Annotated in this window: 21 protein-coding genes; 12 read left to right on the forward strand and 9 right to left on the reverse strand. The window is 68.7% G+C overall.

Going from position 1 to position 24,431, the window contains the following annotated elements; all coding sequences use genetic code 11:
* Window positions 1–2 precede the first annotated feature (2 nt).
* The 6 genes from AC1DS0_RS28810 to AC1DS0_RS28835 form a co-directional block, all read right to left on the reverse strand.
* Window positions 3–782, reverse strand: a complete 780-nt coding sequence (locus AC1DS0_RS28810; protein WP_476817642.1) for an SDR family NAD(P)-dependent oxidoreductase — start codon at window positions 780–782, stop codon at window positions 3–5.
* 121 nt (window positions 783–903) lie between these two features.
* On the reverse strand, window positions 904–2,448 hold the full coding sequence (locus AC1DS0_RS28815; protein ID WP_476817643.1) for a xylulokinase: 1,545 nt from the start codon (window positions 2,446–2,448) through the stop codon (window positions 904–906).
* A gap of 31 nt (window positions 2,449–2,479) precedes the next feature.
* Entirely contained in the window at window positions 2,480–3,781 is a 1,302-nt protein-coding gene (locus tag AC1DS0_RS28820; RefSeq protein ID WP_476817644.1) for an NAD(P)/FAD-dependent oxidoreductase, read from the reverse strand.
* Window positions 3,782–3,791: 10 nt separating this feature from the next.
* Complete coding sequence (locus tag AC1DS0_RS28825) at window positions 3,792–4,523, reverse strand: amino acid ABC transporter ATP-binding protein (RefSeq protein WP_476817645.1); 732 nt, start codon at window positions 4,521–4,523, stop codon at window positions 3,792–3,794.
* Window positions 4,520–5,182, reverse strand: a complete 663-nt coding sequence (locus AC1DS0_RS28830) for an amino acid ABC transporter permease (protein ID WP_476817646.1) — start codon at window positions 5,180–5,182, stop codon at window positions 4,520–4,522. Before AC1DS0_RS28830 ends, AC1DS0_RS28825 begins: the two co-directional genes overlap by 4 nt.
* 94 nt (window positions 5,183–5,276) lie before the next feature.
* A complete protein-coding gene (locus AC1DS0_RS28835; protein WP_476817647.1) occupies window positions 5,277–6,032 on the reverse strand; it encodes a substrate-binding periplasmic protein in 756 nt (251 codons plus the stop codon).
* A gap of 136 nt (window positions 6,033–6,168) precedes the next feature.
* Here AC1DS0_RS28835 and AC1DS0_RS28840 point away from each other — a divergent pair, with 136 nt between their 5' ends.
* From AC1DS0_RS28840 to AC1DS0_RS28855, 4 genes are all read left to right on the forward strand, one after another.
* Window positions 6,169–6,756: a helix-turn-helix domain-containing protein gene (locus AC1DS0_RS28840; RefSeq protein ID WP_476817648.1), complete on the forward strand. Its 588-nt coding sequence runs from the start codon at window positions 6,169–6,171 to the stop codon at window positions 6,754–6,756.
* A 320-nt stretch (window positions 6,757–7,076) separates the two neighbouring features.
* Window positions 7,077–7,949, forward strand: coding sequence for an alpha/beta fold hydrolase (locus tag AC1DS0_RS28845; RefSeq protein ID WP_476817649.1), 873 nt, complete (start codon window positions 7,077–7,079; stop codon window positions 7,947–7,949).
* A gap of 81 nt (window positions 7,950–8,030) precedes the next feature.
* A complete protein-coding gene (locus AC1DS0_RS28850; protein WP_476817650.1) occupies window positions 8,031–8,420 on the forward strand; it encodes a c-type cytochrome in 390 nt (129 codons plus the stop codon).
* A gap of 221 nt (window positions 8,421–8,641) precedes the next feature.
* Window positions 8,642–9,106, forward strand: coding sequence for an NUDIX hydrolase (locus tag AC1DS0_RS28855; protein WP_476817651.1), 465 nt, complete (start codon window positions 8,642–8,644; stop codon window positions 9,104–9,106).
* A gap of 9 nt (window positions 9,107–9,115) precedes the next feature.
* Here the strand turns inward: AC1DS0_RS28855 and AC1DS0_RS28860 are convergent, their stop codons facing one another.
* Window positions 9,116–9,856, reverse strand: a complete 741-nt coding sequence (locus AC1DS0_RS28860) for a 2OG-Fe(II) oxygenase (protein WP_476817652.1) — start codon at window positions 9,854–9,856, stop codon at window positions 9,116–9,118.
* Between the two features lie 184 nt (window positions 9,857–10,040).
* On the opposite strand from AC1DS0_RS28860, the gene AC1DS0_RS28865 reads away from it, so the two are divergent.
* Entirely contained in the window at window positions 10,041–12,572 is a 2,532-nt protein-coding gene (locus AC1DS0_RS28865; RefSeq protein ID WP_476817653.1) for a heavy metal translocating P-type ATPase, read from the forward strand.
* Entirely contained in the window at window positions 12,569–12,961 is a 393-nt protein-coding gene (cueR, locus tag AC1DS0_RS28870; protein ID WP_137882742.1) for a Cu(I)-responsive transcriptional regulator, read from the forward strand. Before AC1DS0_RS28865 ends, cueR begins: the two co-directional genes overlap by 4 nt.
* A gap of 85 nt (window positions 12,962–13,046) precedes the next feature.
* Here cueR and AC1DS0_RS28875 read toward each other — a convergent pair whose 3' ends face one another.
* Entirely contained in the window at window positions 13,047–13,328 is a 282-nt protein-coding gene (locus AC1DS0_RS28875) for a hypothetical protein (RefSeq protein ID WP_091834565.1), read from the reverse strand.
* Window positions 13,329–13,530: 202 nt separating this feature from the next.
* Between AC1DS0_RS28875 and AC1DS0_RS28880 the strand changes: the two genes are divergently transcribed.
* The 4 genes from AC1DS0_RS28880 to AC1DS0_RS28895 all read left to right on the forward strand — a co-directional run bounded on the left by AC1DS0_RS28880 (window position 13,531) and on the right by AC1DS0_RS28895 (window position 17,676).
* On the forward strand, window positions 13,531–14,979 hold the full coding sequence (locus tag AC1DS0_RS28880; protein WP_476817654.1) for a cytochrome P450: 1,449 nt from the start codon (window positions 13,531–13,533) through the stop codon (window positions 14,977–14,979).
* Window positions 14,980–15,037: 58 nt separating this feature from the next.
* Window positions 15,038–15,313 (forward strand): hypothetical protein, encoded by a 276-nt coding sequence (locus tag AC1DS0_RS28885; protein WP_476817655.1) that lies wholly within the window; start codon window positions 15,038–15,040, stop codon window positions 15,311–15,313.
* 4 nt (window positions 15,314–15,317) lie between these two features.
* Window positions 15,318–15,773 (forward strand): glycine zipper domain-containing protein, encoded by a 456-nt coding sequence (locus AC1DS0_RS28890; protein WP_476817656.1) that lies wholly within the window; start codon window positions 15,318–15,320, stop codon window positions 15,771–15,773.
* A 121-nt stretch (window positions 15,774–15,894) separates the two neighbouring features.
* Window positions 15,895–17,676 (forward strand): hypothetical protein, encoded by a 1,782-nt coding sequence (locus tag AC1DS0_RS28895; RefSeq protein ID WP_476817657.1) that lies wholly within the window; start codon window positions 15,895–15,897, stop codon window positions 17,674–17,676.
* Between the two features lie 16 nt (window positions 17,677–17,692).
* On the opposite strand, the gene AC1DS0_RS28900 is transcribed toward AC1DS0_RS28895, so the two are convergent.
* On the reverse strand, window positions 17,693–18,265 hold the full coding sequence (locus AC1DS0_RS28900) for a hypothetical protein (RefSeq protein ID WP_476817658.1): 573 nt from the start codon (window positions 18,263–18,265) through the stop codon (window positions 17,693–17,695).
* 203 nt (window positions 18,266–18,468) lie between these two features.
* Between AC1DS0_RS28900 and AC1DS0_RS28905 the strand changes: the two genes are divergently transcribed.
* Window positions 18,469–20,838, forward strand: coding sequence for a hypothetical protein (locus AC1DS0_RS28905; RefSeq protein WP_476817659.1), 2,370 nt, complete (start codon window positions 18,469–18,471; stop codon window positions 20,836–20,838).
* Window positions 20,835–24,374 carry a hypothetical protein gene (locus AC1DS0_RS28910; protein WP_476817660.1) on the forward strand — a complete coding sequence of 1,180 codons (3,540 nt, stop codon included), beginning with the start codon at window positions 20,835–20,837 and terminating at the stop codon, window positions 24,372–24,374. The genes AC1DS0_RS28905 and AC1DS0_RS28910 overlap by 4 nt, the downstream gene beginning before the upstream one ends.
* Window positions 24,375–24,431: the final 57 nt, after the last annotated feature.

Consider the following 24,431-nt stretch of genomic DNA (forward strand, 5'->3'; position numbering starts at 1 on the left):
CGTCAGGCATGTCCCTTGGCGATCGCCGAGATCGGCGAGAGGATCTCGATGCCGCCGGTGACCGGGATCAGTGCGCCGGTGACGAAGGCCGAAGCCGGCGAGAGCAGGAAGGCGATGACCCCGGCGACATCCTCAGGACGGCCGAGCCGCCCGAGCGGGGTACGCTGCGAGGCGCCTTCGACCAGCGCATTGAACTGACTGGCGAAGCCACCGCGCACCATCGGCGTGTCGATGATCCCCGGGGCGACCGCGTTGACGCGAATGGCATGGCGGCCGAGTTGCTGGGCCATGCCATAGGTCAACGTCGCGACGCCGCCCTTGGCCGAGCCATAGGCGAGATTTGCCCCGCCATTGCTATGGGCGATCGAGGAGATGTGGACGATGGCGCCGCCCTCGCCCTGTTCGATCATCCGCCGGGCAGCCGCCTTGGAGACGCGGAAGACGGCGGAGAGGTTGATGTCGACGAGCTTGTCCCATTCCTCGTCCTCCATCTCGACCATCGGCACCGGCCGCGAGGCGCCGGCGCCGGTGACGAGGTTGTCGAGCCGGCCAAAACGTTCGACCGCGAGCTCGACCAGCGCCCCGGCGAGATCACGGTCCCGGACATCACCAGTCATGGCGGCGACGTCGGCGCCTTCGGCTTGCAACCGATCCGCAAGCTCGACCAGCGGGCCGGCCTCCAGCCCGGAAAGGACGAGCCTGTGCGCCGGTGCCAGCGTCATCGCGAGCGAGCTGCCGATGCCGCCGGAGGACCCGGTGATCAGGGTGACGGGCTTCGGCATCAGCCGGCCCTGCCGACGAGCGGGGAGAGACGAAACGCTACAGCGCGGCAGGAACGCGGCATGGACCTCTCTCTGGAGATTGGTTCCATCTGGGTAAGGCGCAAGCGCCTCAGCCGCAACGTCAATCGGCGTGCAGGCTCGCCATCGGTGACGCATGGCGCGCGAGATCGGCAAGCGATCCGTCCTCCTGCGCGGCTGCAACGAGATCGCGCGAGATCGGTGCCAGCGCCTCCTCGGCCCGACGGAACAAAGCGAAGAGCGCGTCATAGGCCGGCTTGCGGGCCAGATTGGGCTCGAACCGGCGTGCAACGCTGACGAGCCTCTGCTGCGCTTCGGCGAGAGAGGCGAAACGGCCGAGCCCCGCGAAAGCGATGATCGCCGCGCCGAGCAGGCCCGGCTCCCTGGCGGCGGCGACCACGACCGGCCGACCGCAGAGATCGGCCTTGATCTGGCTCCAGACCGGATTGGCCGCGGCACCCCCGCCGAAACGAATTTCCGTCGCGGCCCGGCCGAGCGCGGCTTCGGCCCGCTCCAACACGACACGGTTGAGGCAGGCGACGCCCTCCAGCACGGCATAGGCAAGATCGGTCGGCCCATGCCGGCGGTTCAGTCCCACGAGCGCGCCACGCAAGGATGGATCCCAATAAGGCACGCGCTCGCCCTGGAGATAGGGCAGGAAGAGCAGCGGTTGCGGCTGGCGCGGGCCGGCGAGCAGCGCATCGATCTCCTGCCCGACTGCCGCGCCATCGCGGCCGAGCAGCGCCAGCAGCCAGGAGACGGTGTCGGCGCCGGTCTGGCTGGGGCCGCCGAGCTGGAACAGGCCGCGCCAGTCGACGGTGAGCAGGCCTTCCGCCCGCGCCGGCTCGCGGCCGACGACGCCGAGCACCTCGGTCGTGCCGGAGATGTTGTAGGCGAAGCCATCACGCATGGCGCCGAGGCCGACCACCGCAGCCCAGGTGTCGTTCGAGGCGCAGAACACCGGCTTGCCGATCAGGCGGTCGAGCGGCGCGGGCAAACCAGGCTGGATCGGACCGACCTGTTCCCAGGGCTCCAGCATCGCCGGCAAGATCGAAGCGGGAATGCCAGCCGCTTCCAGCAAGTCGCGGCCGCTATGCAGGGCAGCCGCAGAAAGCAAACGCGCCATCGAGACGGGGTCGCTGGCCCGCCGGCCAGTGAGGCGGAAATTCAGATAGTCCTTCGGCTCGAGCAGGCAGGCGAGCGTGGCAAAACTCTCCGGCTCCTGCTCGCGCAACCAGGCGAGGCGGGCGAGCGGATGGAAGGCATTCACCGCGGCGCTCTCGGGATGGGCTGTATCGAGCCTCTCGCGCAGACGCGTCGCAAGCGCGTCGGCGCGCGTATCCTTCCAGGTCATCGCCGGACGCAGCGACTGGCCAGCTCGGTCGAGCAAAACTTGCGTGCGGGTGACCCCGCAGATTGCGACGGCTTCGATCGCATCGAACAGCGCGGGCGCCTCCGCCGCCAGCCCGGCACAAGCCTCGACGAGCAGGCCCCACCAGGCTTCGGCCTCGATTTCCGAAGCGCCTGAGAGATCATCGCGGCTCGCCGGCCCGGCAATGGCGTGCTGGGCGCGGGTGGCGCCGGTGTCATCGATGAGGGCGGCGCGGAATGAGGTGCCGCCGAGATCGCAGGCGAGGACGATGCTCATGCCCTCGCCCTGCGTCAGGAACGGGCGCCGGTCAAGCGGCGCGGTCCTTCATGCCGCCATCAGTCAGGCGGTACCAGGCGATGATCGCCGAGACATAGAGCTCGTTCAGCGCGTGCAGCGGCAGCGGCGTGATCGACGTCACCGGGAAAGGCAGGCTCGCTCTGTCGCCGGTCGAGAGATAGTGCGCCATCGCTCGACCCATCGCCGTCTGCAGGCCGATGCCGCGGCCCATGCAGCCGATGTCGACGAGCAGGCCGGGTTCCGGCTCGTGCAGATGCGGCAGGAAATCGCGGGTCAGCGCGACACGGCCGCACCAGCGATACTCGAAGCGCAGTCCCTTCGCCTGCGGGTACATCTTGCCGACGACGCGCTCGAGATGGGCCCAGTCATCGACGCCCTGCGGTTCGCGGAAGGGACCGCGCCCACCCATCAGCAGGCGGTTGGTGTGGTCCTTGCGGAAATAGAGCAGGAGCTGGCGGGTGTCGGAGGTGACCTGCCCCTCCGGCAGGATGGTGCCGGCGAGATTGTCGGAAAGCGGCTCGGTCGCGACGATGAAGGAGTTCGGCCGGATCACCGTCTGGCGCAGCTTCGGGATCAGGTCGCCGGTATAGCCGTTGGTCGCGATCACCACGCGCGGTGCGGTGACGCTGGCCCCCTGGGCGGTGCGTACGATCCAGTTGCCGCCGTCGCGACGAAGGCCGGTCACCGGGCTCTGGCCGTGGATCGTAACGCCCGCCTTCTGCGCGGCGCGGGCAAGGCCGCGGGCATAGGCGAGTGGCTGGACGCCGCCGCCCCGCGGGTCGAGCCAGCCACCGAGATAGCGGTCGGTGCCGAGGAGGCGGCCGACATCATCGGCATCGAGGAAGCGGGCGGCGACGCCGCGCATCCCCCACTGCTCGGTCCGGCGCTTGACCGTCTCGACCATGGCGGGCGTATGGGCGCCCTGGATCCAGCCGGCGCGGCGATACGGCACGTCCATGCCGTGCTTCTCGATCAGCCCGAAGACGAGATCGGCGGTCGAGCCGACAAAGGAGACCAGTGCAGCGCCCGCTTCGGCCCCGAATTTGGAGACGATCTCGGAAGGGTCGTATTTGATGCCGGGGATGACCTGACCGCCATTGCGGCCCGACGCGCCCCAGCCCGGTTCGCGCGCTTCAAGCACGATGACCGAGACGCCGGCCTCGGCGAGATGCAGCGCGGTCGAGAGGCCGGCATAACCGGCGCCGACGATGCAGACATCGGCCCGGGCATCACTCGCGAGCGGCGGTGTCTGCGGCGCAGCCGGAGCCGTCGCGTGCCAGAGCGAGGGCTGCAGCGGAAAAGGCTCGGCCATGTCGGTGTCCTCAGATCGGCTTGAGCACGCGGCGCAGGAAGTCCTGCGTGCGCGGATTGCGCGGCGCGCTCAGCACCTCGCGGGCTGCGCCCTCCTCGACGATGACGCCGCCATCGAGGAAGAGCACGCGGTCGGCGACCTCGCGGGCGAAGCCCATCTCATGGGTGACGACCAGCATGGTCATGCCCTCCTCGGCGAGGCTCTTCATCACGCCGAGCACCTCGCCGACGAGCTCGGGATCAAGCGCCGAGGTCGGCTCGTCGAACAGGATCGCCTTGGGCTGCATGGCGAGCGCCCGGGCGATGGCGACGCGCTGCATCTGGCCGCCGGAGAGTTCTGCCGGATAGGCACCGAACTTGTCGGCGAGGCCGACGCGGGCGAGCAGATCGCGGCCGCGCGCCAGCGCCTGGGTGGCCGGCTCCTTCTTCACATGGATCGGCCCCTCGACGACGTTCTCGAGCGCGGTCCGGTGCGGGAACAGGTTGAAGCGCTGGAACACCATCGCCATGGCGGTCCGGATGCCGACGATCGAGCGATCGGCGCGGTCAACCTTCGCTCCATCGACCGTAATCGAGCCGCCATCATAGGATTCAAGCCCGTTGATGCAGCGCAGGATGGTCGACTTGCCGGAGCCGGAGGGGCCGATCAGGCAGACGACCTCGCCGCGCTGGACGCTGCCGGTAATGCCTTTCAGCACCTGATGGGAGCCGAAGCTCTTAGTGACGCTGGAGAGCTCGATCATCGCCTGGCTCCCTTGCCGAAGCGGCGTTCGAGCCAGCCGACGAAGGCGATCAGCGGCAGGCTCATCGAGAGATAGAGCAGCGCGACCAGCGTGTAGACCGTCATGTTCTTGAAGGTCGAGGACGCCAGCAGCGAACCCTGCAGCGTCAGCTCCGCGACGGTGATGGTCGAGGCCTGCGAGGAATCCTTCAGCATCATGATCATGATGTTGCCATAGGGCGGCAGCACGACCTTGACCGCCTGCGGCAGGATCACCCGGCGCATCATCAGGAACCAGCCCATGCCGATCGACTGGGCCGCTTCGACCTGGCCATGGTCGATCGCCTCGATGCCGGCGCGGAAGTTCTCGGCCTGATAGGCGGAATAGGCGATGCCGAGGCCCAGGATCGCCGCCTGCAGTGCGCTAAGCGCGAGACCGAACTCCGGGAAGACGAAGTAGATGTAGAAGAGCTGCACCAGGATCGGGATGCCACGCAGCGTGTTGACGACGAGCTTGGCGACCAGCACCAGTGACGCCACGCCCGAGACGCGCATCAGCGCCCAGACCAGGCCGAGCACGGTCGAGAGCGCCAGCGAGCCGAGCGTTACAAGAATGGTGAACTTCAGCCCCTGCAGCAGCAGCGGCAGGAACTGGGCGGCATCGCGCAGAAAGGATTGCATCGCAGGTCAGTTTCGACGGGGTGATCGCGGAAGCGCCGCCGGCCTCGCCTCGTCGATCAGACCGCGAGGCGAGGCCGGAATGCCACGGGAGCGCTTATTCCAGGCCCCATTTCGCCAGGATCTTGTCGAGCGTGCCGTCGGCCTTGACCTTGGCGAGGCCGGCATTGACCTTCTTCAGCAGTTCGCCATCGCTCTTGCGCACGCCGATGCCGACCGAACCGGTGATGATCGGCTTGTAGGACTTGACCAGCCGGACGTTCGGAAACTGTCCCTGCTTCAGCGTGTAGGCCATGATCGGCGCGTCGGCGAAAGCGGCCTGGACGCGGCCGGCGTTGACGTCGGCAAGGATGTCCGGCGAGGTCTTGTAGAGCTTCACCTCGGGGAACAGCCCGGTCTTCTGCAGCGCCTCGACATAGGCGGTGCCGATCTGGGCGCCGACCGTGTAGCCCTTCATGTCGGCGAGCTCGACATAGTCCTTCTTGTCCGAGGCCGGGACCAGCAGACCTTCACCATATGTGTAGATCGGGTCGGAGAAGTCGATCACCTCCTTGCGGGCCGGGGTGATGTACATCGCCGCCGAGATCAGATCGATCTTGTTCGCGGTAAGCGAGGCGACCAGCGTCGAGAACTGCATGCCCTCGACTTCGACCTTGAGGTCCGAGGCCGCGGCGACCGCCTTGACCAGGTCGACCATCACGCCTTCGATCGTGTTGGTCTTGGTGTCGAGAAAGGTGAACGGCATGCCGGTCGGCGTCGAGCCGACCTTGAGGACGGACTGGGCTGCGGCCGGCGATATGGACGCAGCGACGGCGCCTCCGGCCAGCAGGGTCAGGAAGGTCCGGCGTTCCATGGCAATGTCCCCTCATTTGTCCGTACGCCCGGTGAGGCGTCGGCTCATATTTTCATGAGTATGAAGATACGAGCATAGGACGATCTTGCCGGCAAGCGATTTTCATGCACATGAAATAGGCCAAGAAGGAATCGCGATGAGCCTGCCTGCAGCCGACCTGCCGCATCTGCATGTCGATCGTGAGATCGGGGCGCGGCTGCGTCAGCTCCGGCGTGCGCGCCGGCTGTCGCTGGAAGAGCTTGCGAGCCGCACCGGACTGTCGATCGGCTTCCTCAGCCAGATCGAGCGCGGCCTGTCCTCGCCGACGCTGCGCGTGCTCGCTGCCGTCGCCGACGCGCTCGGCACCGCAATTTCCGAGCTCTTCCCGACCGATCGGCGGCAGGTCGACCCGACCGCCACCATCGTGCGCCAGCCGGACCGTGGCGAATTGCAGCTCTGGCGCTCCGGCATCCGCAAGCAGCTGCTGACCCCGCAGGCGGAAGGCGCCAAGCTCAACCTCTTCATCGTCGAGATGGAGCCCGGTGCCAGCACCGGCGACGAGCACTACATCCATCATGGCGAGGAAGCCGGCCTCGTGCTCAGCGGCGCCATGCTGCTCAATGTCGAGACCGAGAGCTGGGTCATGCGCGAAGGCGACAGCTTCCGCTTCCTCTCCTCGCGGCCGCATCGCTTCGCCAATCAGCACGACGGCATCACCCGCGTGCTCTGGGTCAACTGCCTGTAGCCCGCATCGCCATGCACACGGCGCATAACAACACTCTTTTCCGATAGGCCGATCTGCGTCTAAGCCAATGCTGCCATGAACAAAGGCGGCTGGACAACGCTGCCTCCCCCGGCACGATCAGTTGCATGGGGAAACGCAAGGGAGGTCGGCATGGCCGGGCAAGCCGCCAGCAGGACCGTCCCGTTCGGCACCGTATCCGGGCCGCAGCGGCGGACGACGTCCATGATCCAGATCAAGGCGCCGTTCGCATGCGCGCCGAATGATCCCGCTTTCACCCCCCGACAATCAGCCGGCCTTCCCGCGCAAGAGGACAGATAGCCATGACACCAGCGCGACGGCACCAGAACGATCCTTCCAATGCGGCCCCGACGAGCGTGGCCGATGGTGTCGCGGTCGGCGGCGAATTCAAGGTGAAGCTGCCTGATGGCGCGGTGCTGCGGGCGCTGTCGCAGGGCCAGGGCCGCCCCGTATTGCTGGTCAGCGGGCTCGCTGGCAGCGCCGCCTTCTGGGACGACAATGCAGCGACGCTCGCGCGCTCCTTCCAGGTCCTGCGCTTCGATCAGCGCGGCATCGGCGCCAGCGATCGCGGCAGCGCGCCCTGCACGATCGACCAGCTGGCGAGAGATTGCCTCGCCGTGCTCGATGCGGCCGGCGTCGAACGCGCCACCGTGCTCGGACACTCGACCGGTGGCTGTATCGGCCTTGCGCTGGCACATCAGGCGTCGGAGCGGCTCGACGGGCTGATCCTCAGCGGCAGCTGGCTGAAGCAGAACCGCTACATGACCGCGCTGTTCGAGACCCGCCTCGCCATCCTCGACCAGCACCCGCGCGCCTATGCGGCGACCGCGGCGCTGATGGCCTATCCGCCGACCTGGCTCGAGGCGCATTGGAGCGTCTACGAGAGTGCCGTCGCGACCGCGCCCGACACCCCGGAAGCAAAGCAGGTGGTGCGCGAACGCATCGACGCGCTGCGTGCCTTCGACGCCTCGGCCTGGGCCGGGGAGCTTGCCCCGCCCACCCTGATCCTCGGCACGCGCGACGACATGATCGTGCCCGCCTTCCTGCAGGAGGAGCTCGCCGCCGCCATGCCCGGAGCGCGCAAGACGCTGCTCGATACCGGCGGGCACTTCTTCCCGATCTCCCGTCCCGACGCGTTCACCGCCAACGTCGCCGAGTGGATCGGGGCGCTGTAGCGCCACCGCGACGAACTGCCCTGTATCCAAAGGAGCGGGCTGCGCTATCTCAGAAGGTGTCTAAGCTAGGAGAGACGCCCGATGAGACTGATTGCCAGCGCCACCCTGCTCGCCCTTGCCGCGATGGCTCCCTCCCCCGCCCGGGCGCAGGACGTCGCCGCCGGCGAGCGTTCGTGGAACAAGTGCCGGGCCTGCCACCAGACCGGCGAGGGCGCCAAGAACCTGGTCGGCCCCCATCTCAACGGGCTGTTCGGGCGCCATACCGGCGAGGTCGAGGGCTACAGCTATTCGACCGCCAACAAGGGTGCCAACATCACCTGGGACGAGGCGGTCTTCGCCGAATACATCAAGGACCCGAAGGCCAAGATCCCCGGTACCAAGATGATCTTCGCCGGCATCAAGAACGACAAGGAAATCGCCGACCTCACCGCCTTCCTCAAGCAGTTCGGAAAGGACGGCAAGAAGCTCTGAGAGACCACTCAAGGCCCGCCGCTCCGGTTTGTGACGCGCGGTGCCGGCTCAAGGACGCCGGCGCCGCCCGTTACGGCACCGGCATCACCGCTTCCAGGACAGGAAAATACCGGCCCGGGAGAAGCCTCCGCACCGGCACGCTGCGCCTGAAAGCATTGCCGGCTACAAATTTGACTGGCGAGCAGCCCCCCGAATCACCATATGCTGCCGCCGGAGGGCACATGGGGAAGTCGGCAAGGGCAGCAAAGGCGGCCGTCGCAAAAAAGGCGGGCGAGCCAAAAGTTCAGATCGGCGCGATCCCGTATCGGCACCGGCCGGACGGTGCTGTCGAGATCATGCTGGTGACGACGCGCGAGACGCAGCGCTGGATCGTGCCGAAAGGCTGGCCGATCCGCGGGCTGAAAGGCTATGAAGCCGCCGCGCGCGAAGCCATGGAGGAAGCCGGGCTCCTCGGCGAAGTCGGCAAGAAGCCCGTCGGCCGCTACACCTACTGGAAGCGGCGCACCCGCGATTTCGTGCTGTGCAAGGTCAGGCTCTATCTGCTCGTGGTGAAGGAGCAGCTTCCGACCTGGCCCGAGCAGGACCAGCGTCGCTGCCAATGGTTCACCCAGGCCGATGCGGCCGATCTCGTCGACGAACCGGCGCTCGGCGCGATCCTCCGGGATCTGAGATTCAAGGCGTCCTGACGGCCTGTTTCAGCGCGCATCGTGGAAGATCAGCCCGGTCGTATAGCGCTCGCCCGAGCGCACCCGGCTGACGCCGTGGCGCAGATTGACGCGATAGGTACCGCGCGTTCCCTGCACCGGCCGGTGCTGCACGGCAAAGATCGCAGCCTCTCCCTGGCGCAGCGGCACCACCTCAGGCCGGGACTGCATGCGCGGGCGCTGCTCGACCAGAGTGAATTCTCCGCCGGCGAAATCCTTCCCCGGCTCGGAGAGCAGGATCACCATCTGGAACGGAAAAAACAGGTCGCCATAAAGGTCCTGGTGCAGGCAGTTGTAGTCACCGGCACCATATTTCAGCAGCAGCGGAGTCGGCCGCTGCTGGCCTTGCGCATGACAGCGCGCGAGGAAGTCGTCGAGCGTCTCCGGATAGCGCTGATCGATCCCGAGCGCCGCATTCCAGCGATTGGCGATCGGCGCGAGGCGGCCATAGATCAACGGGCGCAGCGCCGCGATCACATCAGGAAGCGGGTGGGCGAAGTACTGATATTCGCCGCGGCCGAAGCCGTGGCGGGCCATGACGATACGGCTGCGGAAATGCCCGGGCTCGTCATAGAGCGCGCGTAGCGCAGCGCAAGCGCCGGTATCGAGCAGTGGACCGGTCAGGCCGACGCCATGCTCGTCGAGCTCGGTCTCGATCCGCGGCCAGTCAAGCGCCGCCACGCGCCCGTCCATCGTCTGCGTTCTTGCGCCCGAAGCCGCCGTCGCCGCCATGATCTATGTCCTTCGCTGGTCCTGCCGGCGGCGATGGAACGCGCAAGCCTCGGCTCGCGACACCCGGTTTCTGTCTCGCGAGCCGCCGATCGAACCAGGACGGGCATCGGAAAAACAACCGCTTGACCTTCCCATGATGGGAAGGTGTAGCCATCTTCCAACGAGAGAAGGAAGGTGATGCGTCATGACGATGCATGTGAAGCATGAAGGGCCCGCGACCGGGCATGGCGTGATCGATATTCCTGTCGACGGGATGACCTGCGCGTCCTGTGTCGGGCGCGTGGAAAAGGCGATCTCAGCCGTTCCCGGCGTGAGCGGAGCCGCGGTCAACCTTGCGACCGGCAAGGCTCGGGTGACGCTGGCCGGCGGCAGCGCCGAGGCGGTGGCCGAGGCGATCCGCGGCGCCGGCTACGAGCCGGGCGCGACGACGATCGCGCTGGCGATCACCGGCATGACCTGCGCCTCCTGCGTCGGCCGGGTCGAGAAGGCTTTGCGCGCCGTGCCTGGCGTCTTGAGCGCCGAGGTCAATCTGGCGACCGAGCGGGCAACCGTCCGGGCCGCCGATGCCGGCATCACACAGGCGCTTGTCGCGGCCGTCGCAGCCGCGGGCTACGAGGCCAGGCTCCTCGACGAGGGACGCAACGACGAGAGCGATGCCGCCGCGCGCCGCGAGGCGGAGCAGATCGCGCTCGGTCGCGCAGTCGTCGTCGCGGCACTGGGGACGCTGCCGCTGCTGGTGCTCGAGATGGGGCCGCATCTGAGCGAAGCCTTCCATCACTGGCTCTACGCCCGCGTCGACGCCTTCGTGCTGAAGCTCATCGCCTTCGGCCTCACCACCATCGTGCTGTTCGGGCCGGGCCTGCGCTTCTTCCTGAAGGGCTGGCCGGCGCTGCTGCGGGCTGCGCCCGACATGAACGCGCTGGTCATGCTCGGCGCCGGCGCGGCCTATGCCTATTCGGTGGTCGCGACCTTCGCGCCGGACTGGCTGCCTGATGGCACGGACTACACCTATTTCGAGACCGGGGCGGTGATCGTCACGCTGATCCTGCTCGGGCGCTGGTTCGAGGCCCGCGCCAAGGGCCGGACCAGCGAGGCGATCAAGCGGCTGGTGCAATTGCAGGCGCGTTCGGCCCGCGTGCTGCGCGACGGCGTCGAGAGCGAGATCGCGATCGAGCATGTCCGGGTCGGTGACCTCGTGCTGGTCCGGCCGGGCGAGAAGATCCCGGTCGATGGCGAGGTCGTCGAAGGCGCCTCCTATGTCGACGAAGCCATGGTGACCGGCGAGCCGGCTCCCGCCCATAAGAGCGTCGGCGCCAGCGTGATCGGCGGCACCATCAACCGCAACGGCGCGCTGCGCTTCCGGGCGGAGAAGGTCGGCGCCGATACCCTGCTCGCCCAGATCCTGCGCATGGTCGAGCAGGCGCAGGGTGCCAAGCTGCCGATCCAGGCGCTGGTCGACCGCGTCACCAACTGGTTCGTGCCGGCGGTGATCGCCGTCGCGCTGCTGACCTTCGCGGCCTGGCTCGTCTTCGGCCCCTCGCCTGCGCTGACCTATGCGCTGGTCAACGCCGTCGCGGTGCTGATCGTCGCCTGCCCCTGCGCCATGGGTCTGGCGACGCCGACCTCGATCATGGTCGGCACCGGCCGCGCCGCCGAGCTCGGCATCCTGTTCCGGCAGGGCGCGGCGCTGCAGGGCCTGAGCGAGGTTGCGACCATCGCCTTCGACAAGACGGGAACATTGACCAAGGGCCGGCCCGAGGTGACGCGCTTCATCGCCGCCGAAGGCTTGGCCGAGGAGGAAGCCCTGCGCCTCGCCGCATCGGCGGAAAGCGCCTCGGAGCACCCCTCCGCCGAGGCGATCGTCGCCGAGGCGAAGCGGCGCGGCCTCGAGCTCGCTCCGGCCGTCGACTTCACGGCCGAGCCCGGCCTCGGCATCTCGGCCCGGGTCGAGGGCCGCGCGGTCCTGGTCGGCTCGGCCCGGCTGATGGCGGAACGCGGCGTCGCCACCGGGATTTTCGCCGAGAAGGCTGCGGCCTCGGCCCGCGACGGCGAAAGCCCGCTCTATGTCGCGGTCGACGGCAACATCGCCGGCCTCGTTGCCGTGGCCGACCAGGTCAAGCCAGGGAGTTCGGCTGCGATCGCAGCACTCAAGGCGCTCGGCCTGCGCATCGTCATGGTGACCGGCGACAATCGCGCCACTGCCGAGGCGATTGCCTCCCGGCTCGGCATCGACGCCGTCGAGGCCGAGGTGCTGCCGACCGACAAGGCTGCAATCGTTGGGCGGCTTCAGGGCAACGGCAGCAAAGTCGCCTTCGTCGGCGACGGCATCAACGATGCGCCGGCCCTGGCCCAGGCCGATATCGGCATCGCCATGGGCGCCGGCACCGACATCGCCATCGAGAGCGCCGACATCGTTCTGATCTCCGGCGATCTGCGTCACGTGCCGGAAGCGATCGGCCTGTCCAAGGCGACGATGACCAATATCCGCCAGAACCTCGGCTGGGCCTTCGGCTACAATGTGCTGCTGATCCCGGTCGCTGCCGGTGCGCTCTATCCACTCTGGGGCGTGTTGATGTCGCCGGTCTTCGCCAGCTTCGCCATGGCCTTCTCCAGCGTCAGCGTGCTGGCCAATGCATTAAGGCTGCGCCGCTTCGCGGCGCGGCAGGACATCACCACGGCGCCGAACTCGGCCCCGGCCTTCGGGAGGATGGGATGAACATCGGACAGGCCGCCGAAGCCTCCGGCGTCAGCGCCAAGATGATCCGCTATTACGAGCAGATCGGGCTGATCGAGCCGCCGGCACGCTCGCAATCGGGCTACCGCGTCTATGCCGAGCCGAACGTGCACACACTGCGCTTCGTGCGCCGCGCCCGCAGCCTCGGCTTCTCGGTCGAGGAGACCGGAGCGCTGCTGGCGCTCTGGCGCGACCGCTCGCGGGCGAGCGCCGACGTCAAGACGCTGGCGCTGAAGCATGTCGCCGAGCTGGAAGAGAAGGCCGCGGCGCTGCAGGCGATGGCGGCGACGCTGCGCCATCTCGCCAGCCATTGCCATGGCGACAAGCGGCCGGACTGCCCGATCCTCGACAAGATCGGCTCGCCGAACTGAGACGCCGCAAAGCAAAAATGCCGGAGGCCTTTCCAGGCCCCCGGCATTCGCCGATAGGGAAAGAATGCGTCGTCGGCAGCGCCGTTCAGCGCCGCATCGCCTCGGCGAGGCGCGGCGAGAAAGTGCGGGTCGGCCGGCGGACGACCACGACGGACCGGTTCGGCGTCATCACCGTGGTGCGATGCGCGGCCTTGCGGATCAGCGGCACGACCTCGGCGACGGTAACGCCCATCAGCTGGGCGGCGAGCTCGGCCTGCTGCTCCGGCGAATCGCTCATGCACTGCGCCGCCGTCACCGCCTCTTCGAGGGTCGGCAGCTCTTTGCGCGGGCGCAGGATGCGCGGCGGGGGATTCTTGTATTCGGGCATCTCGATGGCTCCTTGGATGCCTAAAATAGCACTTATTGTGCACTGCACAAGATTGCCTGGATTATTCTCTGCATTGCAACAATCGCAGATCGGACTGGCACGGAGCTTGCGCCTTTGGAAAGCCTGAAACCGGCAGGAGATTGTCTGCCTCAGAGCCGGTTCCGACCCGCCGGCTCTCATCGTCTCCATAAGGAGAGATTTCATGAGCGCAGCGGATGCGGCCATGCCGGCCGCGCAAACCCGTCGACGCCGCCCGCCCGCCCCCGTGCCGGAAGAGCGCGAGTTCGGCCGGCTCGAATTGCTGCTGCGCCTGCGCCGCAACCCGCTGACGATCTGGCGCACCCGCCATTTCCGCGAGCCTATCGTCGCCGGCGAGGGCCTCTTCGGCTATGGCGTCGTCATCTCCGATCCGGACGCCGTCCGGCATGTTCTGGTCGAGAACGCGGCGAACTACCGCAAGGACGATCTCCAGCGCACCATCCTCGCGCCGGGACTCGGCGAAGGATTGCTGACGGCGGAGGGCGAGGCCTGGAAGCGTGCAAGGCGAACATTGGCGCCGCTGTTCACCCCGCGCAGGGTCGCGGCAATGGCCGAGCGCATGACGGCGCCGGCCGAGCGGATCGCCATGCGCATGGCGCGCCGGCGCAGCGGCCGCATCGTCGACATATCGGCCGACATGACCCGCGTGACCTACGACATCCTGGCCGAGACGATGTTCTCGAACGCGATCGCCGGCGGCGCCGAGGCCTTCGGCAAGGCCCTGACCCGCTATTTCGAGACGCAAGGGCGGATCGATCCGCTCGACGTGCTCGGCGCGCCCTCCTGGCTGCCGCGGATCGGCCGCTGGATGGCGCGCCCGGCGATCTCGTTCTTCGAGGCGCAGGTCAAGGCGATCATCGCGGAACGGCAGGGCCTGCATGCCGGCGGGACCTGGCATCCGGAGAAGCCGGACCTGCTCGACGCCCTCCTCGCTGCACGCGATCCCGAGACCGGGACGGGCCTCAGCGACGCGGAAGTCGGAGCCAACATCGTCACCTTCATCGGCGCCGGCCATGAGACGACCGCCAACGCCCTGACCTGGTCGCTCTATCTTACATCGCTCGCGCCGGATGTGCGCGACGCATTGGAGGCCGAGATCGACGCCGCCGGCGAGGATCTCGCCGCTGCCGCCCTGGCGGGGGAGCGCCTGGCGCTCACCCGCGCCGTGATCGAGGAGGCGATGCGGCTCTATCCGCCGGTGCCGTCGCTGTCGCGCACGGCGCTGGCCGACGACATGGCGGGCGCGTGCGTTATCCCCAAGGGTGCGCTGGTGGTGATCTCGCCCTATCTGCTGCACCGGCACGAGACGCTCTGGCAGGCACCGGAGCAGTTCCGACCAGAGCGCTTCCTGCCCCGCGCGCGCGAAGCCATCTCGCGCTATGCCTATCTGCCCTTCGGGGCCGGCCCGAGAATCTGCATCGCCCAGCAATTCGCCATGGTCGAGGCGGTGATCGTTCTGGCCACGCTGCTGCGGCGGCTGCGCTTCGACTATGCTAGCGAAGAGGCGCCGATGCCGGTCCAGCGCATCACGCTGCGCCCGGGGCGCGGCATGCCGATGCGCATTACCATGCGGCAGACAGAACAACCGCCACAGCCGACCGCGGCGAATTAACCACAGGCGCCGGAAAAGCGTTAAAGATGAACCCGATGTTTTTAAAGATATCGCGGCGGTGGTGTTCGGCGCGACGCAACAGCCGCAACGCGAAGCACCGCGGAGCCCTGTCGTTCTTGGCTCTTCGACCCATGATTGGGTCGCGAACAATTTAAAACTTGGCAGAATCGTGACAAAGGCCGGCGGCTCTTGCCCAAAAAAGGCCAATATGGAACAGATGCCAGGTGTGGTGCTGTGTGGTCCTGCCCGGTTCTGCGAAACCGGCTCTGCCGGAGGCAAGGGCTACCAGATTGCTGGCACCATCAATTTTGGAAGCAACTTTTTACTGGGGTGACGTTATGCATGCCAAGACCTTGAAGGCCGGAACCATCCTCGTCGCGGGCGCGCTCGCGCTCGGCGGCTGCACGGGATCCCAGGAACGCGTCGCGGCCGGTGGCGCGCTCGGCGCCGGCGCCGGCGCCCTGATCGGCGGCGCAGTCGGCGGCGGCCGTGGCGCCCTGATCGGTGCCCTGATCGGCGGCGTTGCCGGCCTGGTCATCGCCGACGCGATCGAGAAGGAGCGCGCCCGCGAGGCCGCTTATATCGCTGCGCGCTCGGGCGGCTCGAACGTCCAGAGCTTCCGCAACTCGAGCGGCCAGGCCGTGACGGTCCGCGCCCGCACCGTGCGCACCTACAACAACAGCCAGGGCCAGCGCATCCGCGTCGTCGAGCGCAGCGTGACCCGCGAGGGCAAGGCCGCCGGCACCGACCAGGTCGAGGTCAATCTGGCGACGAACGAAGCGTCCGGCATCTGAGCCGCGGCGAAACGAGAACCGGTCCTCCCTCGCTTACGAGGGGGGACCCCATGAGTATCGAACCGAGATGACTGCGCGAGCGCTGACGAAACGAGCCCTTTGCCTGACGGTTGCCTGCCTCATGGCGGCACCGCCGATGGGGGCTACGGCGCAGACGCAGATGATGGCGGGCTTCGATCCGTACAATCCGTTCGGCTCGGCCGCCCAGATTCTCTGGCAACGCATCCAGCAGCAATGCCCGCAGCTCAAGCTGCCGGTCACGATCGGGATCGCCTCGCGGCCCGCTACGCGCGACGCCTTCACGACCGACCAGGGCAACAACATCATGCAGCAGATCCGGGCTGCATTCTCGAACATCCCCGGCATCACGATGGCGCCCTGGCTCGACATCGACCCGATCAAGGGCATCGTCGATACCGGCGTCCTCGACAATCCGCTGGCCGGTGACAACAAGGAACAGCTCAGCAAGATCCAGCTCGAGGTCCGGGCCTCCGGCTACAAGGCCGGCGCGGCGACGCGCTTCAACCTGTCGGCGCATGGCTGGAACGGCTATGAGAGCTGCTCGCCGAGCCTCGACCCGTTCCCTGTCTCCCAGGATTTCATCGGCGAGGAATACAGCTCGACCGACGAGCTCTTCAACAAGGTCGCCGCCGGGGTCTGGGCGGCCTCGGTCGACACCGGCAATCCGATGACCTTGTCGGTCAGGATGCTGAGCGGGCTGCCAGTCAGCCCCGGCTGGCAGGAATTCTTCTCCGACAAGCTGCGGCGCGCGCTGAGCAAGCAGAACGCCGAGGAGAAGGAAACCAAGATCCGGGCCGAGCGCCATGTCTCGCTCGTGATCGCTCACGACCCCGCCGGCGCCGAGGACAAGCGCTGGGAGGGCATGGTCACGGTCGACCCGCGCCCGCTCGGCTACCGCATCTCGGTCAGCGTCAATCGCCGGAACACGACGCCGGTCTCCGAGGACGGACTGGTCACGCTCGACGAATTGCCGACGATGCAGCAATGGGCGGCGCTCGGTCCGGAGGCCCATACGCCTCGGCTCGACCAGACGCCGATGCGGGTCAATGCCCGGATCGAGGGCGGCCGCGCCCTGCAGCAGTATCCCTTCCTGGTCGCGCAGGAATCCTATGTCGAGGTCGACATCCCGACCGCCAGCGTCCGCGGGCCGCATCCGGCCGTGCCCGTCGACGTGCTCGGCCGCAACAACGCCGTGTTGAAGACCATCCACATCGTCAATCCGAGCCGGCCGAACCTGCGGCGCTACAAGCTCGGCCCCGGCGAATACACGATCCGGGTCGCCAGCGCTGGCCCCGTCGCGCAGGACTTCCAGCTGCGGGCGCGCGCCATCGACACCAAGGACATGCTGATGCCGGAGGCGCCGGGGCGGCTGCTGCGCCGGTTCCAGGACTGGTATGCCAGCGTCTCCGAGGATCCGCGCACCGGCCAGCGCACCTGCTATGCCTATACTGCCGCGCAGGAAGCCGGGCCGCGCTACTGGCGCGAGCAGGCGCCGTTCATCCTGCTGCAGGCGAGCAGCGCCGGAGTCGGCAACGGCGAGCTCCAGCACCTGATCGAGGACAAGCGCTATTACAAGCCGGGCACGCCGTTCGAAGCGGTGATCCGGGAAGGCGGCGGCATGGCGCGCCGGCTCAACGCCGCCCCGACCGCCGCGGGTAATTTCATCCGTCCGACGAAGCAGGGCTCGAACGGCCAACCTATCCTCGATATGGATGCCGTCGCCGGCTACAACAGGGGCACAACGCTCGAGATCCAGGGTACGGCGACCGATGGCCGGCCGGCCCATGTGATCTACTCGCTGCAGGGCTACCGCGCCGCCGTCAACGCCATGTCGCTGGAATGCGGCCGCCGCGACCTCGCCAACGCGCTGGTCTGGAAGTAGTCGCCAGCCTATGCGTTCAGGCCAGCGCCAGCGCGGCCCGCGCCGGTCCCGCATCCTGCGCCGGCTCAAACCGGATCAGGCCACGACGGACATTAGCGGCCCTGTCGAGCACCGCCGGGAGCGAGCGCGCGGACCGATCGAGTACACCGAGCATGGCCGGCACGAGCCGGGGATCGTTCCAGACCTCCTGCGCCCGGCGACCAAACGGCGCCAGGAAAGGCTCGACCCCACTCCAGGCCAGGATGATCTCGCGCGGGCGCGCCGCCGCAGCCTCCAGCCCCGACAGGATGCGCTCGATGATCGGGGCCCAGACACCGTCGTCGTAACGCCCCACCGGCAGGAGGACGACCAACCGCGCCGCATCCAGCAGCGTCGCCTGGGCCTGCGAAGCCACTTGGCCGGGATCGCGGAACAGGCGCGGCAGCAGGCGCGGCGCCAGGAAACTCGCATCGACCTCGCGCGCGTCCACGCCGGACGCTTCGGAGAGCGCCAGGCGACGCTGCGTGACGTCCTCGCCGGCACTCGCTTGAGCGAGCGCAGCCGGCAGTGCGGCCGGCAAGGCGGCGAAGCAAACCGATTCTGCCGTCATCACATCCCGCTCCGTCTCGGCCCTGGACCGACCTGCGCCGAGAGCCTGGCGCGGCAGGTTTCCGCAAGTGCAGCCAGCCGGCCGCAAGATCAAGCCCGCACCGACAAGGTCGAGCCGAGCGCATGTCTTGCAAGACGACGGGCCATCGCGCAAGGTCCGCTCACGTTGCCCCGCTCAATTCGTCTTCCCCGGAGCCTGTTTCCGTGACTCTTTCCGTGGCGCCGGTCGCCATCATCTGGGACGGCTCACGTCATGTCGCCGCGATCTGGCGGGACAGCGCACCGGCCCGCTTCCTCGCAGCCGAAGAGGCAAGCGGCCGCATCAGCCTGATCGCCGCCGCGGACGCCGGGACGGCGCCGCTGTTCGCGACCCTGCCTCCCGGCTGCCATGTGCTCCATGCCGTGACTGTCGAGCCCGATGGCGGGCTGACCGCGATCCCGGTGCAGCTCGACGACAAGCTGTCCTTGGCCGAGGCCGATCGCAGCGCCGCCGGCCTGGCACTGGTGCAGACCTATCTCGACGATGAAGGCCGGCTGGCCCAGCAGACCGGCCCCGCCGGCTCGGTCCCACCGGCGCTGGCGGCAATGCTGGCCTCCGGGCTCAACCGGGTCAGCGGCTCGGACAGCGAGGGTTATCGGCTGCTGGCCGGTCCCTTCCTGCATCCGGACGACGAACGCGCCGCCACGACCATACTGACGGCGCGCCGCGGTGACACCGGCGGCTTGACGCTCACCTTCGCCGGCGACGAGGCCGAAACCGCGGCAGAAGGGCTGCTGGTGGCGCATCTGCCGGCAGCGATGCGCGAGGCGCGGCAGAGCCTGGCGCAAATCGACCAGGACCTGCGGCTCGCCATCGAGGCCGAGCTCGACACGCTGGCGTCTTCGCCGGCCGATCAGCGCGACGTCGACGCGACCGGGCTTGGCCGCGTCGCTGCGCTGCGCCGTGGCTTTCGCCTGCTCCGGCCCCGCGCCGACGCCGGAGGTGGCGTGCTCCCGCTCCCCGACTGGGTCGAGGCGGACGAGATCATCGTCTTCGCCGAACCGCGGCGCCAGCTCGTCTGGGCGGGCGATGGCGAAGCCGTCAGCGGCAGCCCGTTGACGCTGCGCTGGCAGGAGGGCGCCTTCGCGGTGCTCTCGCATGGCGCGCGCTACGCGGCCTCCGCCGCAACCGGACTGACGCTCGGCCAGAGCGGCGGCAACGCGCTGGTTATCGCGACCGCCGGGAGTGCCGCGCCCTTGCATGACGACCTCGCCCTCGCGGCAAGGCGACTGGCCGAGGGGCTCTGGCGAGCGACGAGCGCGGCCAGGCCGCCACGACTCGGCGCCATCCTCGGCGAGATCGGCCTGCGCATGGCCCAGGCGCCGACCGGCGCTCTCGCCCGGCTCGATGCGCGCAGCAAGGCCCCCGAGGCACCGGCAAGCCTGCTGGAAGCCCTGGCCACGACGACCGGGATCGACCCGGACCGGATCGACGAGCTCGGTGAGCGTACGCTCACCGAACAGCTCACCATGCTCCTGCGCGCGCTGGCGCAGCCGCAATTCGCGGCGCGTGCCTGCGCCGCGCGCCTCGTCCTGCCATTGCCGGGATCGGCACAGGACGAGGCCGGGCTGGAACGGCTGCTCGCCTGGTACGAGGATCCCAATCTCCCGCAGGCGCTCGCCCGCGAGGCGATGGCGCTGGCCGGGCATGATCGGCGCGCGATGCGGCTTCTCCACGATGTCGCCGCCAGCGTCCATCAGAGTTGGATCGACGCCGGGCTCGCCACCGAGGTCGAGCAGGCGATGGCGGCGGCCGCGACGCAGCGCGGGCAGCGCCGGCTCTCGCCGCTCGATGCCTTGCTGCTGGAGCTGCGCCGGCAGCCGCAGCGGCAGCCGACACCCGGCCTCGAGGCGATCGCCCGCATGCGCAGCGAGCTCGGCGATGCCGCACGGCAGGCGAATCAGCCGGCCGCGATCACGGATGAGCTCGGGCGGCGGCTCGGCGAGCTGACCCCTGGCGAGATCGTCCTGCTGCACAGCCATTTCGCTTCCCTGAGACGCGAGGTCGAGCAGGCGGCGGCCGCTGCGGAGCTCATCGGCGACTGGGAAGAGGCGGCCGGTTGTCCCGGTCTCGCGGCTCGTGCGCATCGATCCGGCGATGCCGTGCGCGGTGCGCAGCGGCTCGCGGCAGCCAGTCGCAATTTCGCCGGCTCTCTCTCGCAGATCGAAAGCCTGACCCCGGCCCTGACCGAGCTCAGGAACGCGATCGACGGGCTGCTCGGCCCGGCCGGCGAAGGCACTGCGCGCAACCAGGCCCTGCGCGAGACGCTCGACGGCTATGGCCGCCTGCTTCTGGCGCAGCTGGTGCGGCACGAGGCCGATGCCGCCTTCGCCAGCGTGCCCTTCGCCGGAAAAGCACTGGCCGATTCTCAGGATACGGGGTTCGGCGCCGCCTATCGCCGGCTGAGGGCGGGCGGCGGCGACATGCTGCCGCGCTATCTCGCCGCCGCCGCCGCGCTGACCGGGCTCGATCATCACTGGGGAAGCACGCTCGGCGGCAACTCCGGGTCCGCCGCTTCGAGGCAGGACGCATGACAACTCTGCCCTGCTACAATCTCGAGACCCGGCTCGGGAGCTTTTCCGCGACCATCGCACTCGACCGCAGCGGCGAGCTGATCGACCTCATCGCCTTTGAGGCGCCCGAGGACATGGTCAAGGCCGTGACGGTCTCGCTGGTCTCGCATGCGCCGAGCCTCGCCAGCGGCGTCGACATCGGCTGGCTGCAAGGCAATGCCCTCCTCGACAAGGCCGCAGTCCGGGCGGGCGAGCGGCTGGTGCTGGGCCTGAAGCGCGAGGCGGTGATGCGCGCGGTGGCGAACCATCGCGCCCAGGCCGACATCGACAGTGACGCCAGCCTCGAAATCGCCTTTTCCACCATCGTCGAGACCGCGGGAGGCACCCGCGCCTCGCCGCGGCGCCTCCTCAAGATCGCCGCGCTCGCCGGTGCCTCGCAGCCCGAATGGCGGATCGAGCCGGTCGAGATCGACCTGGACTCGCTGCAGGCCGGCAAGCAGATCGCGATCGGCCAGATCGCGATCGACATTCCCAAGGACATCGTGCTCGAAGGCCGGCGCGGGCTGACCATCGAGGCGAGCTGCTTCGGTATCAAGGCGCAGCATCTTTCCCTCGGCGTCGCCGCTCCCATGGACCATTCGGTCTCGCTCAGGCGCTTTCCGGATGCCGGTACCGCGACCAGCCGGCACCTGATCTGGCTCGCTGACGCGCCCGCGCTCGCCGGCCAGGAGGTGCGCCTCGACGTGACGCTGACGCGCGACGCCGTGCTCGACTTCGTCGACGAGACGATCCAGGCCAATCCGAAGGCGCCGCTGCAGGTCAGGCTCACCGCCAAGCTCGGCGGCTGGGTTGGCCAGGATGGCGCCGGCCATGATCCTGACGGACCGGCCAAGCCCTGGTCGAGCGCGCTCGAATCCCGCTCGGTGCCGATCCTCAGCCAGAACCGCGGCGAGGTCGCGCTGACCATCGCCGGGCAGCACTTCACCTGCCCGCTGGGCGGCAGCGCGCAGTTCGAGATCACAGGCGGGCTCAACGCCGAGGTCGACCCGGACGACGAGACCTCGATCGTGCGCTGCGACGGGCTGGTGATTGACCTGCGCCGTTGGCCGCTGACCCGGACGGCGCCATTGACGGTCGAGGTCACCAGCCGGATGGGCGAGAGCGAGATCGCCGAGCCGCCGACGCCCTTCCCGCTCGAAATCGTGCGCGAGGGCGATTTCGGCCGGCGCGGCCGCGCCGTCGTACCGATGCAGAACCTGACGACGACGCTGTCGCGTGCCGTGCGCACCAGTGGCGCCAATGTGCTGCGCGGCGAGATTACCCTCTCTGTGGCGCTCAAAGCAGGCGACGAGGGCGGCCGGGCCTTCGCGCAGGCGAGCCTGCCGCTGCGCTATAGCCGCCGCGTCCACCGCCTGCCGATCTGCATCGATCTCGGGGCCTCGGCGACCTCGATCTGGTCGGGCGCACCCCGTGCTGCCGGCCGGGCGACCGAGATCAAGCCGCTGGCGCTCGGCACCTGGCTCGCCGCCCATGTCGACCCCCGCCATGGCGAGGCGGCCCTGCAGGATGCCGGCGCCGCGCCGCTGATTCCGAGCCATGTCGGCCTCGATTCCGGCAATAATCTGCGCGCCGACCATGCACCGCACAGCCTGCCTGATCTCGCTTTGATCGGCTCCGACCGGTCCAGCGTGGCGCGCCGTCTCAAGGCGTTCGCGCGGCGCTATGACGTGTCGGCACCGGCCCCGCCGCCGCAATCGGGCCTGCCTGAAAGCGGGAAGCGGATCGACTCGCTCAAGCACGCCCTGACTTCCGGCGCGGTGTCGCTGACGCTGAACGAGCAGGTGCATCGCTACGACGCTGCCACTGATCGCGTCGTTGCCACCAATACCGTCGAGATCGCGCCTCTGGTCGCCGATGTGCTCGACGAGCTGGTCGATCTCTATGTGCTGCGCCTCGGCGAGGACCGCCTGCGCGTCGAGGACCATGCGCCGCCGCCGGTGGTGCCGCGCATCCTCGTCTCCTGCCCGAGCGGCATCGGCGACGAGATCGCCTCGCGCTACCGTGCCGCGCTCGAACTCTTCGCCCAGCGGCTGGAGCGGCTCTTTCCGGGTGCGACCAGCTTCCCGGATGCCGCCGTCACGGTGCCCGAGGCGGTCGCGGCGGCGCGCTATGTCGCCAGCCWGCCGGAGGTGCGCGCCGCCGTGCCGGACCAAAGCGAGGCGCTGCTGGTCACGCTCGACATCGGCGGCGGCACCAGCGACGTCGCGCTCGCCTCCCTGCGCCGCGACGGCGACCGGTTGAGCCATCAGACGCTCGCCACCTTCGGCCTGCCCGTCGGCGGCGATCTGATCGACGAGGAGCTGACCGGCATCGCTGCCACCCTGATCGACAGGGCGATGGACGGGCAGGACACGCATTGGCAGCCGGCCTTCGCCGAAGCCTCGCTCGCCCGCGCCATCCAGCGCGAGGACGCTGCCGCGCTGGCGGCGCGCAGCTGGCTGCGCAATGCGGTGAAGCAGGCCAAGGCACGCCTCGCCACCCGGCTGAGCGAGAAGGCGCAAGGCGCCGGGACGCGTTATCACTGGGACGCCGAGGCAGCCGACGAGACCTTCGACATCGTCCTTGCCGAGATGAGGTCGGACGGCGATCCGGCGGGCCTTTATGTCGCCCGGAACGAACCGGCACTGGTGGATGTCACGCAGCGGCCGGGCCTGCAGCTTACGATCGACGGGCCCGACAAGGCCGGGACGCGCCGGCTCATGCTGAAGCTCGCACGCGCGGCCCTGGAGAAGGGAGCGGGCGAAGCCTCGCAGCGCCTTGCCGAGATCGGCGCCGTGCTCGGCGGCCTGCTGCCGCGCCTCGCTCGCGCCGCCGGCCCGAACCCGGCGCGAAGGCCGACCGTGATCATGGTGCCGACCGGACGAGCCGCGCTCTGGCCGCCGATCTTCGAGGCGATTGCGGCGGAAGCCGACGCCAGCCGCGCCGCCTTCCCGTTCGAGCGGCCATTCTCGCCGGCGGCTATGAAGAAGGCGGTGATCGCCGGCGCCGCCATCCTCGGCATCGAGGGCGACATGGCCGGCAGCGCCGTGCAGTACAAGAACCCGCTCGGCATCGCTGCCATGGCGGTGCAGATGCGCGATCTCGGCGCCACCGGCCTGCGCACCGAGTTCGCAGCCGAGCGCATCCATTACCTCGGCTACGACATCGGTTCGGGCGCGCGCGTCCATGCCGAGCACGACGAGGCGGCGCCAAGCCTGGGCGGACGTGCCAATCTCGGCCGCCGCTTCCAGTTCGTGCGCACGATCCCGGGCCTCGACCCGCAGGGCAAGACGCTGGCGCGCCTGCGGCCATTGCTCGGCGGCCAGGACCCGATGGTGCTGCTCGAGGGCGATTCGATCGTCGAAGCCCATCGCGAGGGGCTCGACGGCTTCGGCGTCTGCGAGATCATCAGCGAGGTGCTGTCGCCGGTGAGCCGCAAGGTCACGGTGGTCGCCGCCAATGAAGGCTGGGAAGCCTGCTGGCGGATCGAGCACGACCGCGTCTCGCGCATCTACTAGGGATCGCAGGATCGTCATGGCCCGCACGCGAAAACGGCTCTGGCGTTCACAAGGGCG

The sequence above is a fragment of the Allobosea sp. P4_H5 genome, assembly GCF_056400825.1.